Consider the following 15,795-nt stretch of genomic DNA (forward strand, 5'->3'; position numbering starts at 1 on the left):
GCCCACACATCCAGAGCCCGGCCGCGGGAGTGTCAGGGCTGGACCCGGGCGATGAGCAGGGCGACGTCGTCGTGGTCGCCGGGGTGACGCAGTGCGTGCAGGAGCATGTCGCAGGTCTCCTCCAGGGATCGCGGCGGCTTTGCGAGGAGGGCAAGGAGAGCGTTCAGCCGTTCGTCGATGGCCTGGTCGCGGGTTTCGACCAGGCCATCGGTATAGAGGACCAGTTGGTCGCCGGGGTGAAGATCGAACTTGGTGGTGTGGAAGAGGAAGTCTCCGACGCCTAGAGGTACTCCGGTGGGCAGTTCCAATAGTTCGGGCGGCCGTCCGGGACGCATCAACACGGGGGGCATGTGCCCCGCGTTGGAGATGAGGCAGCGGGTGTGGTGGGGGTCATGGACGGCGTAGAGGCAGGTCGTGATGGTCTGCCCCATGGGCTCGGCCAGGCGGTCGAGGTGACGCAGTACCTGGGCGGGGTCGAGGTCGAGTTCGGCCAGTGTGCGGGTGGCGGTGCGGAGCTGGCCCATCGTTGCGGCGGCGCTGATGCCGCTGCCCATGACGTCGCCGACGACGAGGGCGGTCTTGTCCCCCGCCAGGGGGATGACGTCGAACCAGTCGCCGCCGACCTCGTCCGCCGCTTGGGCGGGCTGATAGCGGTAGGCGATCTCCAGGCCGGGCGGGTCCGGTGGCTGCTTGGGGAGGAGGCTGCGCTGGAGGGTGAGGGCGGTATTGCGTGCCTGCTGGTACCAGCGGGCGTTGTCGATGCACACGGCGGCCCGCGCGGCCAGCTCGCCGGCCAGGACCTCGTCGTCGGCGGTGAACGGTTCCGGATTGTGCAGGCGCTTGAGGTCGAGGGCGCCGAGGACTTCGCCGCGGGCTATGAGCGGCACGGCCAGGTAGGAGTGGAGGCCCGCGGCGGCCAGCATGCCGACGGCTTCCGGACTGCGGGCGATGCGGATCAGGTCATCGGCGTCCACGTGGGGCACCCGGACCGGGCGGCCGGTGTTCACGCACCGGGTGACCAGCCGGTCGGCGTCGTAGCGTGCCACCTCGCCCGGCGGATCGGCCGCACGCACCGCCTCTGTGGGGTACGCGGCAGCCACGGCCAGGGCCCTGAATACCGCTGACCCTTCGTTTACGGGAACGGCCGCGCGGCTGTGCAGGATGCTGTCGAGCACGTCCACCGCGGCCACGTCGGCCAGTTCCGGCACTGAGACTTCGGCGAGTTCGCGGGCGGTCTGGCCGAGGTCGAGCGTGGTCCCGATGCGCAGGGAGGCGTCGGCTACGAGCGCGAGGCGCTGCCGGGCCCGGGCGGCCTCGGCTGTGGCGCGATGCCGCTCACTGACGTCGACGACGGATGTCGCGACGCCGAGCACCTTCCCGTTGGAGGCCTCCAGCCGGTAGAAGGACACCGCCCACACGTGCTCGCGGTCCGGGTCGGCCGGGGTGCGCCCCGTGGACTCACGGTCAAGGATCGGGATTCCGTCGGCCAGAACCTCACGCATGGCGGACTCGATGGCCTCGGCGTCCAAGAAGGGCAAGGCCTCTCGGACGTTCCGGCCGACATGATCGGCGGCCGGCAGGCCGTTGATACGTTCCAGCGCCGGATTGACGGTCACGTACCGCAGATCGGTGTCTACCACCGCCAGCCCGATCGGGGACTGCGAAATCAGCCGGGTGGACAGCGCCAGATCCCGCTCCACCCTCCGCAACGTCGCCTGGTCGGTAGCCAGGCCCAGGGCATAGAGGCCTTTCCGGCCGTCCTCCAGCCGCATGTTGCGGAACTCCACCAGCCGCGTGCCGCCATCCTTGTGCCGCACGGGAAACACGCCCGCCCAGCTCCCCCCGCCCGCCATGACCCGCGCGAACAGGTCGACCACCAGCTCAAGGTGCTGCTCGTGGACCAGCAGCCGGCCCGCGAACCGGCCGAGAGCCTCAGCGGAGGTGTATCCGAACAGTTCCTCGGCCTGCGGGCTCCACAACCTGATCCGCCCGTCCGCGTCGAGCACCACGGCCGCGACCTTCAGCACATCCAGCAGGCCCCCCGGCTCGGGGGAACCACCATCCGACGGCTGGCCGGGGTAGGCCGGGAAGGATTCCGTTGCGCGCATCCCGGGACTCCTTCCACCCGCTGCCCGCGACTCCCATCCTCCCTCCCCCACAGCCGACCCCGCACCTCTGCACGAGCAGCGAGGCGGAGTCAGCCATCCGGGTCCGCCCGTCTACGGGGTGCATCCGCACGTCACCTCAGGTAGGCGCCGATGCCGACGCCGGTGCCCGGTCGGCGACCTGCGCGAGCCCGCCGTCGTTTCGCGAAACTCCGGCCGCCCGCTCCCCCGCCCGCCGGAAAATGGCTGGTCACGCCGGTCATAGTCCACCGAACGGGCGTACAGTGAAAGTACCGGGAGTACTTCGCGCACCTGCTTTCACGCGGGTGTCATTCCTGGCGATTGCCTAAAATCCGGGCTGCCGACGGGCAGTCCGGGGGCAGGTCCGCATCATGACCAAGACCCTCGACCGGACCGCGCCCCGCGACCTCGCCGCAGATCTCCCGGCCCTCCCGGCCCGTTTGTCCCTCACCCCGAAGACCATGCTCGCCGGCCAGCTGGACGGGGCCTGGTGGCCCCACTCCCGCGACCTCGCAGCCGAGCTCCCACCGCTCGCCGCCGCCCTGGAGGACCCCTGGGGGCGCATCACCCGCGTCACCGTGAACCCCATCCGCTGGCCCGCCGTACCGCACACGGTGCCCGCGGACGGGCGCACGCTGCACGTGGCCTGGTTCACCGAACAGGACCCCGACAAACTGATCCTGCTCTCCTACACCGTCGGCCGCTGGGACCTCCTCGTCATCCCGCCCGAGACCGAGCCCGCCGCCGCGGCCCGCCTGATGGCCGCCGCCGCGATCCCCGGCAGCGACCTCACCGCGAGCGTCCTGATGGCCAACGAAGCCGCCATCGGGCGCGGCATCCGCGATGCCCAGCGCCAGGAAGCCGGCTGGGAGAGCGAAGGCGGGGCCTGCATGTCCCCCTTCGGGAACCCTATGGACCGACGCACCCTGCCACTGCCCGGGAACGGCTGGAGGTGAGCTCCGTGGAGACCATCGTCCTCATCGCCGTGACCATCCTCGCGACCGGCATCGGAATGCGCCTGATCCACCTGCTCAACGCCCAGCACGACGCCCGGATCGAGGCCTACCACTTCAGCGACCCCCTGCCGAGGCCTCCCGGCCTGCCGGACGACACCAGTCGTCGAGCCCACCACACAGATGCCGACCGGTGAAGGAACCGACCTTCCTCCGACCGGGGGCAGCGGGCGGGGCGCCACGGCGCCCCACCCGCCGGCTCCTCGCCCACCACGAAGGGAACACGCCCACGTGAAGTACATCGAGACCCAGACACTGCCGTCGCTCGGGCACGCCGAGGTACGGATCATCGCGCACACGCCCGAAGCCGCCCGAGCGGTCGCAGAGGCACTGCGCGGCTGCTTCGCCGGCGCGGAACAGCGCAGCTATCCCGGCCTCGACGGCAACACCCGCCTCCACCTCACCGTGGACACGGCAACACCCGCCGGCCCCGTCCGCTCCTGGCTGGCCGCCAGCCGGACCCCCGTCGGCGCCGGCACCCACTCCGACGAGACCTGAGAACCACCACGGACCCCGGAGCCCACCCCCGCACACGAAAGGACGCGGTCATGGCCACACTGCGCGAGCGCAAGACCTACCGCGATGAGGTACTCCGGGTCCTGTACGAAGCCGTCGAAGGCAACCGCCTCCTCGGCATCACCGGAGCACAGCTACGGCGCGACCTCCACGTACCGGAACAGGACCTGGCCGCCGCCTGCACGTACCTGGCGGGCGAAGGCCTGATCACCGTCGACTGGGAACCGGGCAACACCCCCGCGATGGTCACCCTCACCCACGAGGGAATCCGGCGCATGGAGGCCGAGGAGGAAGAGCACGGGTGAATCCCCTTGCACAGGTGAAGGACCTGGCACGTGAGTACACCAGTGCTTCAGTTCCGCGCCCCCTCTCGGGGCCCGCGTGCCATTCGTGCGCCAGAGAGCACCTAACGGGGCATCAACTCCGGGCGCACCGCACACTCCCGCGCGAACCCCGCCAAGATCGACCACGGACAGCGATCGACCTGATACCTTCCGCGCATGGATTTCACCTCTGTCGCCTCCGCGTTCACCAATCACTACTACTCGTCCTTCGACACGGGTGGCGCGACCCGTCAGGGGCTCGAAACCCTCTACCGGCCCGAGTCGATGCTCACCTGGGAGAGCCGGCAGGTTCAGGGGACATCGGACATCATCGCGACCCTGACGAAGCCCGAACTCGGCACCGTCAAGCACGCGGTGACCACGGTCGACTCGCAGCCCGCGCCGGGCGGCGGCATCCTGGTCGCCGTGACCGGCAGCCTCGCCGTAGACAACGCCCACGACAAGCCCATGTCGTTCGGAGAGACGTTCAACCTGCAGCCGATCCCCGGGCAGGCCGGCGGCTTCTTCATTTACAACCAGATCTTCCGCCTGATCTTCTCCTGAACCGCCCGGTCCGGGTCCTCCGCTACGAGCTGCGGGCCCGGCCGTCGCTCCCTCTCCGCGAGGCTGCGGCCCCCATGGGCTGCAAGCCGCCCCTCGGCGTCAGACGATTTCTGACCGCCACGCCGCACGCGGTTGCTCGACGCGGGCCGATGAAGTGCGTGGTGGCATGGTGGCTCTCTTTGTCGCGCGAGTTGCACCGGGAAAGGGGCTCCGGGGCTTCCCCAGCAGCCACCCGCCAGGAAGGGATGAGTGCCCTGGCGAGGCCACGGAGGAGACTCACCGGGTGGAACGCGTAGCGCCGAGCCTGGACGCGGCCCGAGGCCGACCGCCCCTGTTCACCCTTCGTCGTTGCCGGAGCAGGGTTCAACTAGGCACGGGGGGTGGAGAGCTCGGCGGGTCGAGTGCGGCCCGGGTAAGTACGGGCGGCGGTGCCGGCAGCGGGTCCGCCGGGCTCTGGGGAAGTTCCGCGGTCATCCACGCGCTCTCCCCGCCGGCCCGCGCGCTGAAGCGGAGCAGGCGGCCGTCGTCGTCGATCCAGTAGCGGGTGTTGCCGAGTTTGGACTGGTCGGCCCCGGCGGTCGGGGCGGCGGGACCGGCGACGACGATCACCGGGGCCTTGGCGACGTGGTCCTGCCTGACCAGGCGCGCACTACTACGGGCGAGGAGTTGGGCGTTGTCGGGGCGGTCGGTGCCCAAGTTGAGCAACAGGAGAAGGGCTGCGTCGAGCGGGGAGGCGTGCGGGGTGAGGCGGTGTGCCTCCCAGCCAGTGGCGGGGGGCTGTTTCGGCAGGCCGCCGGGCCAGTCGGGGCGCGTGGTGACGCTGGTGAGGTTCCACTGGATGAGCTCTCGGGCCGACGACTCGGCGTCGGCCCGGATTTCCGCGTAGCCGAGGTGGCGGCGCCAGTCGATGCGGCCGGTGAGGGTGACGGTCCGGCCCCGGGACGGAATGGTCATGGTGACGTTTCCCGTGCCGCGCCGGTACGTCGCGAAGCGGGCCAGCGCCACGCGGTCGGCCTCCTCGGCGGTGAGGGGCCGGGGGGCGCCGTCCTCGACGTCGGGCCTGCCCGGTCCGGAGCAGGAGGTCAGGGCGAGCCAGCAGGTCAGCGCGGCTGCCACCGCAGCGCGGACCCGGGTCATCGGCCGTCCCGGCTGTACGCGGCGAGCAAGGTCGCGGCGGGCAACCGAACGGTCGCCGGGTCGACGGGCTCCGGCCTGCCGGTGGCGGGAGCGGCGGGCGCCGTGGCGGCCTGCGGGAGCTGCGGTTGGGCAGGGGGAAGGGGGACGTCGAGGAAGGGCAGGCCGACGGGGGCGGGCGGAGTGTGCACTGCGGTCTGGGGGCCCGGGGTCGGTCTGGCCGTACCGGGGCAGTCCATGGTGTCCGCCAGGTCCTCGGGGAGAGTGCGACCCAGGGGGCCGTCGAAGCAGTTCCCGCTGCCGGGGGCGTGCGGCGAGGCGAGGTATGCGGCGTCGAGGGCGTTGGCGGCGAAGTTGTTGGCGGTGACCCTGTTCCCCATCGGGGGCATGTCCTCGGAGGAGGAGAGGATCAGGCCTGCGCGGGGGTGGCCCGTGATGCGGTTGCGCTGGACGGTGTTGCTGCGACCGCCGGCGATGCCCAGGCCGATGCCGAACCCGCCGTCGGCCTGTTCGGGGGTGTCCGGGGCGGCATTGTCGGCGATGAGGTTGCCGACGATGGTCGCACCGGTCTGAGGGGTGAGGGCCTCGAGGTAGTCGGAGCCCACGGTCATCCCGACCCGGTTGCCGGTGAAGCGGTTGCCGACGATCCACAGGGGGCCGCTGGCGTTGGTGTTCTCGTAGCCGACGGCGTTGCGCTCGGCGATGTTGCCGCGGACCAGGATCTCGCAGGGCTTGCACTGGCCCACGTACAGGCCGGAGTCGGCGCTTCCGGAAGCATAGTTGTGCTCGATGGTGCCGCGGCGGGCGTTGAAGGCGTAGATGCCGTAGAGGCCGTTGTTGGCGGCGGTGACGTAGCGGACGCGAAAGCCGTTCAGGGGAGGGTTCGCCGCCGGGTCGAGGCGGTCATAGCCGTCGCTGCCGCGGCCGATGCCTTCGCCTCCGTTCTTCAGACCGGTGACGAGTACGCCGTTCTGGAGGTGGCTGCGGACGGTGAGGTTCTCCACGGTCACGCCGGGGGCGGTGACCACGACGCCGTTGCCGCGTCGGCCTTCGCCGTCGATGACGACACGGTTGCGGTCGGTGCCGCGCAGCGTGACCTGTCCGGTACGGATGTGGACGGTCTCGCGGTAGCGGCCCGGTGAGACCAGGACCAGATCGTGGGGACGGGCCCGCTCCAGGGCGGCGGTGATCGTCGGCGCCTCGGCGGGGACACGGATCGTGGCCGGGGCGCGGGGGGCATCGTCGGCGGGCCCGGCTGCGCGCGGACTGCAGGCGGCCGTCGCGGCGCAGGCGAACAGCACGGCTAGGAACCGGAGTCGCAGGTGGGGAGCGGACACGGCGTGACGTCCTCATCCGGGCAGGCGGGGCCGGCCGCAGCGGACCGGCGGCCGATCAGTCGTGCGTAGAGTACCCACATGACCACGCAGAGTGACAACCCTTCGGTGGTTCGACGTGCGTTGCTGGGCGCGCTGCCGGCCGTCGTCTCACTGAGCGGGTGCCGGTCCGGCGCCCCGACGCCCCCCGCCTCCGGCCCGCGACCGGCAGACGGGCAGCCGCCCGGCGCGGTGTTGGCCTCGGGCCCGCGCCAGGCCGGGGTCGACCGCCCGACGCAACCGCAGACCCACGCCGTGGTGTCGGTGTACGACCTCCCCCAGGGAGCCGACCCCGCCCAGGTGGCCGCACGGCTGGGCGAAGCCGTCCTGGAGCTGACCGGGAAGCCCCGGATCGCCCTCGGGCTGGAGGTCGGGGACCTGACCGTGACGGTCGGCGCGGGACCGCGACTCGTCGCCCTCGCACGTCAGAACGTGGCCGGCGGGCTGGAGTTGCCGGCCTTCGCCGGCGAGGAGCGGACCGCGCGCGCATGGGGTGGCGACCTGCTGGTGCAGACGTGTGCGAGCGACCCCGTTGCCGTGGTTCTCGCCGATACGCACCTGAGTGCTCAGCTGTCCTCCGACGGCGCCTCGCGCCGCTGGTCGCAGACGGGTTTCCGGCCGCCGGGCGGAGGAGCGGTCCGCAATCTGCTGGGCTTCCCGGACGGCATCGAGAACCCCAGCACCCGCGCCGACTTGGAGCGGGAGGTCTGGCTGCCCGAGCCCGCCCCGCTGGCCGACGCCACGATCGCCGTCGTACGAAGGCTGCGCATCGACGTACCCGAGTTCCTCGCCCAGCCCCCGGCCCGGCAGGAGGAGGTGATCGGGCGGCGCAAGCCAGATGGCGCACCACTGAGCGGCGGGGCTCCGGCCGATCGGCTCGATCTGGCGGCGAAGTCGGCGCGCGGCCGGTACCTGGTACCTGCCATGGCGCACGCACGGCGGGCCAATCCGAACGCCACGGGCAGCGGCCGGATGCTGCGCCGGGGTTACAGCTACCGCAACGGCCCCGCGGACCAAGGGCTGCTGTTCGTCGGCTTCCAGCGGCAGTTGCGCACGTTCACCGCCACCCAACGCCGCCTGGACGACGGCGACGACCTGATGCGTTTCGTCACGGCCACCGCGTCCGGGGCCTTCCTCATCCTTCCGGGCTTCAGCCCCGAAAAACCCCTCGGCAGTAGCGTTTTCGCAGGTCACCGCTGAATCCGTTCTGCACATCCCACCCCGTCCAGCGGCAAGTCACTCAAAAGTGCGAATCTGCCGACAGGGCCTATCGGGAAAGATCAACACCCCAAGATCATGCTCACGCAACGTGTTCATCACCACTGTGTGTGACATGGAGGAAGAGCTGTGAAAGCCCTGAGGAAGGCCATGGTGGCGCTCGCCGCCGGTCTTGCCCTGACCACCGGAGTCCTACAGCAACCCGCGGCCGGAGCGGACCCGGCAGACGGCACGGCCCGCATCAAAGTCATCCGTGACTCCAACACCAACGGCCGCCACGATCCCGCTTCCGAGCTCCCGGCGGCCGGTATCACCGTCGAGCTGACCGACTACGAAGGAAATGTGGTCACCGCGGTCACCGGCGCCGACGGATACGCGGTCTTCCCGCCCAACACCGTCCTCACCGGCGGCAAGTACTACGTACGCATGAAGATGCCCAACGGCTCCTTCCTCGAGCCCACCTTCGGCGCCGCCGGCGGCCTCGCGTCGGACGCCGCCATCATCGACGTGGTCGACGGGGACGCCGAACTGACCATGGGCGTGCGCAACCCGGCGGACTGGTGCGAGGACGACGCCCGGCTGAGTACGGTCTGCCAGGTCGCCGCCACCAAGTCCGGTGGCGTCCGCACCACGGTCACCTTCCCGTTCCGCGAACGCGGTGACAGCAACCCCGGCAACACCACCGCCCTCGCCACCCGCACCGACACCGGCAACACCTACGGTGTGGCCTACCACAAGCAGCAGCGCCGCATCTTCACCGGCGCCCACGCCAAACGGCACACCGTCTACGGCCCCTCGGGGCAGGGCGCCATCTACGTCACCCCCCGGAACGGCGGCGCCACCACCCTCTTCACCACCGTCCCGAACGCCGGCACCACCGCACACCAGGACTCGGTCCGCTTCGACGGCCCCTTCGTCGGTGTGGTCGGCAAGGAGTCGCTCGGCGACATCGACATCTCCGAGGACAACCGCCAGCTGTTCGCCGTCAACCTGGCCGACCGCAGGCTGTACACGTACGACGCCACCCAGCCGACGGCCGCCGCGCCGTTGACGTCCGTGGCCATCCCCAACCCGGGCTGCCAGGCGGCCGGCGACTGGCGCCCCTTCGGCCTCGGCGTTCGGGACGGGGTCGTCTACGTCGGCGGGGTCTGCTCCGCGGAGTCCTCCCAAGCCGCCGCCAACCTCAGGGCGGTCGTGTGGACGTACAACCCCGTCACCGCGGCCTTCGCCCCGGCGCCGATCCTCCAGCAGCCGCTCACCTTCCCCCGCGGCGAGGTCAACGTCGGCGTCCCCGGCTTCAACCGCTGGTTCCCGTGGACAGTCGGTGCCGCCACCTTCCCCCAGCAGCTCGTCGCCCACCCCGAGCCCGAGCTCAGTGACATCGCCATCGAGAGCAACGGCGACATGGTCCTCGGCTTCCGCGACCGGTTCGCGGACATGGGCGGCCACGAGATGCCCAACGCCAACCCCTCCTACGCCAACAGCGGCATCACCGACTCCGGCGGCGACCTCAACCGCGCCTGCCGCAAGCCCAACGGCACGTTCGAGTGGGAGGGCACGGGCGCCTGCCCGAACAACGCCCCCACTCGCCCCAACGGCGGCCAGCCCGCCAACGTCGTCGAGTTCTACCCCGGCGACTTCGTGCCGGGCGCCCACCTGGAGACCGCCCAGGGCGCCATCGGCCTCCACCTCCGCGAGCAGCGGATCGCCTCCACCGCCATGGACCCGGCCAGTCAGTTCTTCACCGGCGGCACCGCCTACTTCGACCGTCTGACCGGAAGCCGCGGCGCCAACCCCGGCGAACAGGGCTTCACCCTCCAGAAGCTCAACGACCCGCTCGACGGCGGCTTCGGCAAGGCCAACGGCCTCGGCGACCTCGAAGTCCTCTGCGACGAGCCGGCCGTCCAGATCGGCAGCCGCGTCTGGTACGACCGCAACAAGGGCGGCGCCCAGAGCGTCGACGACGACGAGCCCGGCATTCCCGGAGTCACCGTCCAGCTCCTGGCCGAGGACGGCAGCCTGCTGGCCACCGTACGCACCGGCGCCGACGGCGCCTACTACTTCGGCCCCGAGCACGGCGTCCGCCCCAACACCAAGTACAAGATCCGCTTCGACAAGTCCACCGCCGACACGAGCGTGATCAACTCCCGTCGCCCGCCCGCCGCGAGCGGCCTGGTCTGGTCGCCCGTGCAAGCCGTCGGAGCCCCCGGTGACCTCAACTCCGACGCCGTCCCCGACACCGCACCCACCGGCCAGTTCGCCACCACCGAAGTGACCACCGGCGCACCCGGCACCGTCGACCACACCGTCGACGCCGGTCTCTTCATCAACCGCCTCTGACGCACTAGCGCGGGTTCGATTCCCGTCATCCGCTCCGCCAAGAGGGCCCAGGTCACAGATCTGGGCCCTCTTCGTCAGCTCGGTGACCACTGCGGACGTCGATCGGTTAATGGGCGAGTGGCTGTCCGCCGCCTGTCGACTGCGCATGAGAATCGAGAGTGGCGTGCCTTCTGCCGTGCTGCCCTGTGGGGAAGATGTTCCGGGACGGGCTGTGCCGGGCGGCGCCCGTGTGGCCGAGTTGCTGCGGCTGCACGACGAGCCGTGCCTACACCTGGACGAAACGTTGGTGCACCGGATCCTCGTCGACCACATCGACGAGCTGACGGCTCGCACCGAGAAGATGCTGACTGGTGTTGCGGACCGACAGCGGCGCGGAGTCCTTCGGGGGCAAGGACCTGTTCTACTTCGACGGCGTCCCCGGCGATCTGAGGGTCATGCCCTACAGCGACGGGCAGCAGATGACCGTCAAGGTGATCGGCACCAACGAGGCACGGACCGAGGTGCCCGACAGGATCTCCGTGGGCAAATGCCTGCTCATCCATCCCCGGGACCACTACGTCATGGGCGTTCTCGACGTGGCCGCGCCGTCGAGCCTGCGCACAGCCGTCGGGATCCGAGCCGGCAGGCCTCCAGCCCCGGTGAGGCGCCGGCTCCGCGGCTGGGCACCGTCGGAGCCGGCCGCGTCGGGTTCTACACCGCCCTCGCCTTCCAGCGCGCCGGGCTGATCGACAGCTGCGCGGCCTTCGACCCGGCGCCCGGGGCCGTCGAGCGGATGCGGGAGCTGTACCGGCTGGAGTCGGGGCCCGCCGTCGTACCGTGCGCCTCGCTCCCGGAACTGCTCGCACGCTGCGACTCCGTCGTCCTGGCGACCGACGCCCGCCGGCCGGTGCTCGGCGGCGCCGACATCGACACGTACGGTCTGCGCTTCGTCGCCAGCGTCGGTGCCGACGCCGACAACCTCCGCGAGCTCGACGACGACGTTCCTGGCCCCTGTCTCTTTCCTCGTCGGTAGCCCGCTCTGCTTCTGCCTCGGCGACCTCAAGCGCTGGCAGCAGCGCGACCTGCTGCGGCCGGACGGGGTCACCTACCTGCACCAGGCACTGGCCGCGCCACGGGCGAGCACCGGCACGACCTGCTACATCTCCACCGGCTTCCCAATGCTGGACCACGCCGCGGCGACTCTCGCATACGAGATCGCCACCGCCCACGGGCTGGGCCGGCCCCTCACACCCGCACGGCCGACCGCCCGCTGAGCCGCTCGCACGTCCGTCCCCCCTTCCCCACGCTCCGGAGCAGCAGCACGATGACAGCACGAACGCCCGCCGCACCCCTGCTCGACCGCGGCCAGGTCATCACCCACAAAAACGTCAAGTACGCACTCAGTGCACGCGACACCTTCGAGGCCGAAGTCGAACCGGGAGAGGTCTTCGAGGTCGACACCGAACTCAACATCGGCGGACACCTGATCACCCACCCCGACGACCGGCTCACCGAGGCCGACATCAACGTCCCCTACGTCAATCCCCCAACCGGCGGCGGCCGCCGCTCGCGCCGTCTCCGAGTTCGCGGAGCTCCGCCCGAACACCGAAGTCGACGGCGCGGAACGGCTGGTGGGCATGGACGCCATCCAGAGCCGGCTCGAAGAGCTCGCCCACGGTCTGACGCGGGAGTGCCTGGCGATCCTGCCCGGCGGCGCCGTGTCCGAGGCCAGCCTGGAGGCCTCACGCCCGCTCGACCGGCGTGCCCTGGGCCGCGGCATCCAGATGCGCTCCGTCTACCAGGACAGCGCCCGCAATGATCCCAAGACGCTCGCCTACGCGAGGTGGCTGACGGAGGAGGGCGGCCAGGTGCGCACCAGTCCCCTGCTGCCGCCCCGCCTGCTGATCTTCGACCGCAGAGTGGCGGTCGTCCCGATCGACCCCGCGAACTCCCGCCTGGGCGCCCTGTGCACCGTCGCGTCGGGCATCGTGGCGTCCCTGCTGACCCTGTTCGAGCAGACCTGGGACTCCGCCGTCCCGCTCGGCGCGGACCGCGCCCGCCCCACCGACTCCGGCCCCACCGCGGGCGAACTCGAACTCCTCAAGCTCCTGGCCTCGGGCATGACGGACGAAGCGGCCGGAAAGCGTCTCGGGGTGTCCCTGCGCACCGTACGGCGACAGATGTTCGCGCTGATGGAACGCCTCCACGCGACCAGCCGTTTCGAGGCCGGCCTGAAGGCCGCCCAGCAGGGCTGGCTCTGAGCGGACCGAACGGAGGAAGCCCCGGCCGCCGCGCAGTGCGGTGGCCGGGGCTTCCTGGTTGTTCGGGTGGGGATTAGACGCCGTAGCTGGAGAAGAAGCCGAGGAGGTCGGTGATCACGTGGTTGCCGCCGCCGTGACTGTTGAAGATGCTGACCTTGTTGGTGGCGTCGTTGACCGGGGTGATCACGTGGTTGGGGACGGTGAACCCGGGCAGCGTGTTGAGGCTGCTGGCGCCGGGCCGGGCGGCGCCGAATTCGTACACGGTCAGGAAGCCGGGGCCGGTGGTGTCGGTCGCCGTGACGTTCAGGACCGCGGAGCTGGCGTTGTACGGCAGGTTGGGGACCGTCGTCGTGGCACCCGGGGCGACCTTCCCGGTCACGCGGGTGTCGGCGAGACGCTCGGGCACGACCGGCGTGAAGCTGTTCTTGCCGTCCTTGCCGTAGAAGCCCACCGCGTCCACGACCAGGTGCGTGGAACCGGTGTTGGTGTAGAGGGTGATGGTGCCGTCAGGGCCGACCGGGACGATGGTCTGGTTCGACTTGTCCTTGCCCGGCTCCACGTTCAGGTTCGACGTCGTCGGACGCCTGCTCGGGTTCGGGTACGCGATGACGTGCGCCGGCGCGGTCGCACCGGTACCGGTCAGGTTCAGCGCGACGGCCTTGGCGTTGGGCGGGATGCCCTTCAGGCCGGCGATCTTCACCGTGCGGGTCTTGCCCCCGCCCAGTGCTCCGCCCGAGGTGCGCGTGTCGGCGAGACGGCTCGGCGCGATCGAGGAGAACTTCGACCCTTCCCACGGCTGGTAGTAGCCGACGAAGTCCACGATCAGCGAGGCCTTGCCCGAGTTGAGCTGGGCCTGGACCTTGCCGTCCGATCCCAGCGGCACCGTCACCATGTTGGCCGAGGTGGAGCCCGCGCGGATGTTCAGGTTCGAGGTCTTCGGACGCGGCTGACCAGAAGGCCAGACGGTGAGGTGGGTGTCCTCCGTGGCATCGGTGACGGTCACGTTGAGGACCGCCGTCGACATCCCCCCGGAGAGGTGGTGGCCGGGCACGACCCGGCCGGCCGGCATGACCACCGGGGTGGCGACACCGCCCCGGACGGGCGTCTTGGTGGTACGGGTGTCGAGCAGCCGGAACGGCTCGGTGGCAGCGAAGTTGGACGTTGTGTACTCGACGCGCACGTCGCGGCTAGCCGTGGACTTCGCGCCCTTGATGTCCTTCACGGTGAGCGACACCTTGTAGATTCCGGGCGCCTTGTACACGTGCTCGAAGACGTGCTCACCCGGGCTCTGCGCCGTGGTGCCGTCGCCGAAATCGATGTCCATGCGCTCGATCGGCCACGGCGCCTGGATGTCATAGGCGTTGAACTTGAACGTCAGAGGACGGATGACCCAGTCCGGGCTGGTCGAGTCCGGAAAGACCGGAGAGTCCCAGAACCCCGCCGCCAGCTCCTTGGCCGCGCTCGCCCTGTGCAATTCCGTGTCCGAGACCTCCCGGCCGGCGGCGTTGGTCACCGTCACCTTCACGCCGTAGCGGTCGGGCGTGGTGAAGACGTGCTCCGCGGTGTTCTCGTGGGTGACGACCGGGTCCGTCCCGTCACCGAAGTCGAAGCGGTACGTGAGCGGCAGCGGGTCTCCCCAGGCGCTGCTCGGCGTGGCCGTCGCCGTCACCTTGGTGCCGACCGGCGCCCACGGCTGGTCGACGGCGACCTCGACGCCGCTCAGCTCATCCTGGGTCTCGTACGCACCGCGGTCGATGTACCCGCCGCCCTTGCCGGTGTTGGCAACGCGCGGGTCGTCCGCGGTCGCCTTCCCGTAGTAGTCGACGGGCAGCACGCCCGGCGCGGTCGGGTCGCCCGAGTCGGTGGTCGGCGAGCCGTCCTTCGGACCGACGACACTGGAGTTCGGGGCCAGGATGTCGTGCGCGCCCTGCCCCGTGGCGGCCGTGAACGCCGCAGGGGTCTGATAGGTGGTGCCGCCCCACTTGTAGGGCACCGCCTTGAGCTCGGGACCGGTGACCAAGTTGTAGTCGGCGCGGGTACCCGCCGCCGCGCTCGCCGATACCGCGATGCCGGTGAGCGGGTAGACCGGCTCGCACCCGCTGAGCGCTGTGGTGAAGAGCACATTGTTGAACAGTGCGGAACCGGTCGAGGTGCCACCGACCGAGACCGTCGTCCCGCAGGCGCTGGTGAACGTGTTGTTGGTGATGACGGTTCCCGGGGCGTCCACCACGTCCAGGGCCGTGCCATCCGGGCCGCCGATGGTGTTGCGACCTAGCACGGTGCCCCGGGTGCCGCCTTCGATGCGGACATCGGTGAGTTCGCTGCGGACGACTCGCACGCCTGTGCTCCCCTCGCCGACCAGGAGGCCGGCTTCGGTGAGGTGTGAGGCGTGGAGCCGGTCCAGCTCGACATCCTTCGAGGCTCTGACCTGGACGCCGCTCCAGCTCTCCAGCCCGCGGACCACCACGTGGGAGGCGCCGGTGATCTTCAGGCCTCTCTTGTAATTCAGCACCGCCTGCGCGGAGTCCGTGTCGCTGGTGAACGTGATCGGCTTGCCCGGCTCACCGGAGCGGTCGATGGTGACGTTCTCGTCATACGTCGCGGGCTTGATCCGGACGGTCTGGCCCGGCTGGACGGCTTTCGCCGCCGCCGAGATGGTGCAGTACGGGACCGCCTGGGAACCGGTTCCGGTGTCCGAGCAGTTGGAGTTGGCGCCGTTGTTGACGTAGAGACTGGCCGGAGTCTCGGCAGCGGCAACGGCCGGTGTTCCGAGAAGGGTGACGAGGCCCGCGGTGAGCAGGACCGTCGCACGAGTAGGACGCACGAGCAAATTCCTTCGGAGAAGACACGATGGGAGTCTCCGGGGCGCGGCGCCGCACAACGGTTGCTCGGCCGTCCCCCCCTTGGCAACGGTCGGGCGCACATGCGATCCCCAGAGTTCTCCGATC

At 70.5% G+C, this 15,795-nt stretch carries 15 protein-coding genes; 11 read left to right on the forward strand and 4 right to left on the reverse strand.

Annotated features, from left to right (window positions below; all coding sequences use genetic code 11):
• Positions 1-32: 32 nt before the first annotated feature.
• Positions 33-2,108, reverse strand: a complete 2,076-nt coding sequence (locus AC061S_RS01665) for a SpoIIE family protein phosphatase (protein WP_478683971.1) — start codon at positions 2,106-2,108, stop codon at positions 33-35.
• A 389-nt stretch (positions 2,109-2,497) separates the two neighbouring features.
• On the opposite strand from AC061S_RS01665, the gene AC061S_RS01670 reads away from it, so the two are divergent.
• The 5 genes from AC061S_RS01670 (at position 2,498) to AC061S_RS01690 (ending at position 4,542) form a co-directional block, all read left to right on the forward strand.
• On the forward strand, positions 2,498-3,082 hold the full coding sequence (locus tag AC061S_RS01670; RefSeq protein WP_478683972.1) for a DUF5994 family protein: 585 nt from the start codon (positions 2,498-2,500) through the stop codon (positions 3,080-3,082).
• 5 nt (positions 3,083-3,087) lie between these two features.
• Entirely contained in the window at positions 3,088-3,276 is a 189-nt protein-coding gene (locus AC061S_RS01675; protein ID WP_478683973.1) for a hypothetical protein, read from the forward strand.
• Between the two features lie 94 nt (positions 3,277-3,370).
• On the forward strand, positions 3,371-3,637 hold the full coding sequence (locus tag AC061S_RS01680) for a hypothetical protein (RefSeq protein WP_478683974.1): 267 nt from the start codon (positions 3,371-3,373) through the stop codon (positions 3,635-3,637).
• Positions 3,638-3,687: 50 nt separating this feature from the next.
• Positions 3,688-3,960 (forward strand): hypothetical protein, encoded by a 273-nt coding sequence (locus tag AC061S_RS01685; RefSeq protein WP_478683975.1) that lies wholly within the window; start codon positions 3,688-3,690, stop codon positions 3,958-3,960.
• A 195-nt stretch (positions 3,961-4,155) separates the two neighbouring features.
• On the forward strand, positions 4,156-4,542 hold the full coding sequence (locus AC061S_RS01690; RefSeq protein WP_478683976.1) for a nuclear transport factor 2 family protein: 387 nt from the start codon (positions 4,156-4,158) through the stop codon (positions 4,540-4,542).
• A gap of 363 nt (positions 4,543-4,905) precedes the next feature.
• Here the strand turns inward: AC061S_RS01690 and AC061S_RS01695 are convergent, their stop codons facing one another.
• Together AC061S_RS01695 and AC061S_RS01700 are read right to left on the reverse strand one after the other, a co-directional pair.
• Complete coding sequence (locus tag AC061S_RS01695) at positions 4,906-5,679, reverse strand: hypothetical protein (protein ID WP_478683977.1); 774 nt, start codon at positions 5,677-5,679, stop codon at positions 4,906-4,908.
• Positions 5,676-7,013 carry a right-handed parallel beta-helix repeat-containing protein gene (locus tag AC061S_RS01700; protein ID WP_478683978.1) on the reverse strand — a complete coding sequence of 446 codons (1,338 nt, stop codon included), beginning with the start codon at positions 7,011-7,013 and terminating at the stop codon, positions 5,676-5,678. Before AC061S_RS01700 ends, AC061S_RS01695 begins: the two co-directional genes overlap by 4 nt.
• Positions 7,014-7,091: 78 nt before the next feature.
• Here AC061S_RS01700 and AC061S_RS01705 point away from each other — a divergent pair, with 78 nt between their 5' ends.
• The 6 genes from AC061S_RS01705 to AC061S_RS01730 all read left to right on the forward strand — a co-directional run bounded on the left by AC061S_RS01705 (position 7,092) and on the right by AC061S_RS01730 (position 12,847).
• A complete protein-coding gene (locus AC061S_RS01705) occupies positions 7,092-8,249 on the forward strand; it encodes a Dyp-type peroxidase (protein ID WP_478683979.1) in 1,158 nt (385 codons plus the stop codon).
• A 147-nt stretch (positions 8,250-8,396) separates the two neighbouring features.
• Positions 8,397-10,607: an SdrD B-like domain-containing protein gene (locus AC061S_RS01710; RefSeq protein WP_478683980.1), complete on the forward strand. Its 2,211-nt coding sequence runs from the start codon at positions 8,397-8,399 to the stop codon at positions 10,605-10,607.
• Positions 10,608-10,957: 350 nt separating this feature from the next.
• A complete protein-coding gene (locus AC061S_RS01715; protein ID WP_478684092.1) occupies positions 10,958-11,332 on the forward strand; it encodes a hypothetical protein in 375 nt (124 codons plus the stop codon).
• On the forward strand, positions 11,266-11,619 hold the full coding sequence (locus AC061S_RS01720; RefSeq protein WP_478684089.1) for a hypothetical protein: 354 nt from the start codon (positions 11,266-11,268) through the stop codon (positions 11,617-11,619). The genes AC061S_RS01715 and AC061S_RS01720 overlap by 67 nt, the downstream gene beginning before the upstream one ends.
• Positions 11,549-11,860 (forward strand): hypothetical protein, encoded by a 312-nt coding sequence (locus AC061S_RS01725; RefSeq protein ID WP_478683981.1) that lies wholly within the window; start codon positions 11,549-11,551, stop codon positions 11,858-11,860. Before AC061S_RS01720 ends, AC061S_RS01725 begins: the two co-directional genes overlap by 71 nt.
• A 363-nt stretch (positions 11,861-12,223) precedes the next feature.
• Positions 12,224-12,847, forward strand: coding sequence for a helix-turn-helix transcriptional regulator (locus AC061S_RS01730; RefSeq protein ID WP_478683982.1), 624 nt, complete (start codon positions 12,224-12,226; stop codon positions 12,845-12,847).
• Positions 12,848-12,920: 73 nt separating this feature from the next.
• Here the strand turns inward: AC061S_RS01730 and AC061S_RS01735 are convergent, their stop codons facing one another.
• Complete coding sequence (locus AC061S_RS01735) at positions 12,921-15,671, reverse strand: PKD domain-containing protein (RefSeq protein WP_478683983.1); 2,751 nt, start codon at positions 15,669-15,671, stop codon at positions 12,921-12,923.
• Positions 15,672-15,795 lie beyond the last annotated feature (124 nt).

The organism is Streptomyces sp. CA189, assembly GCF_056428985.1.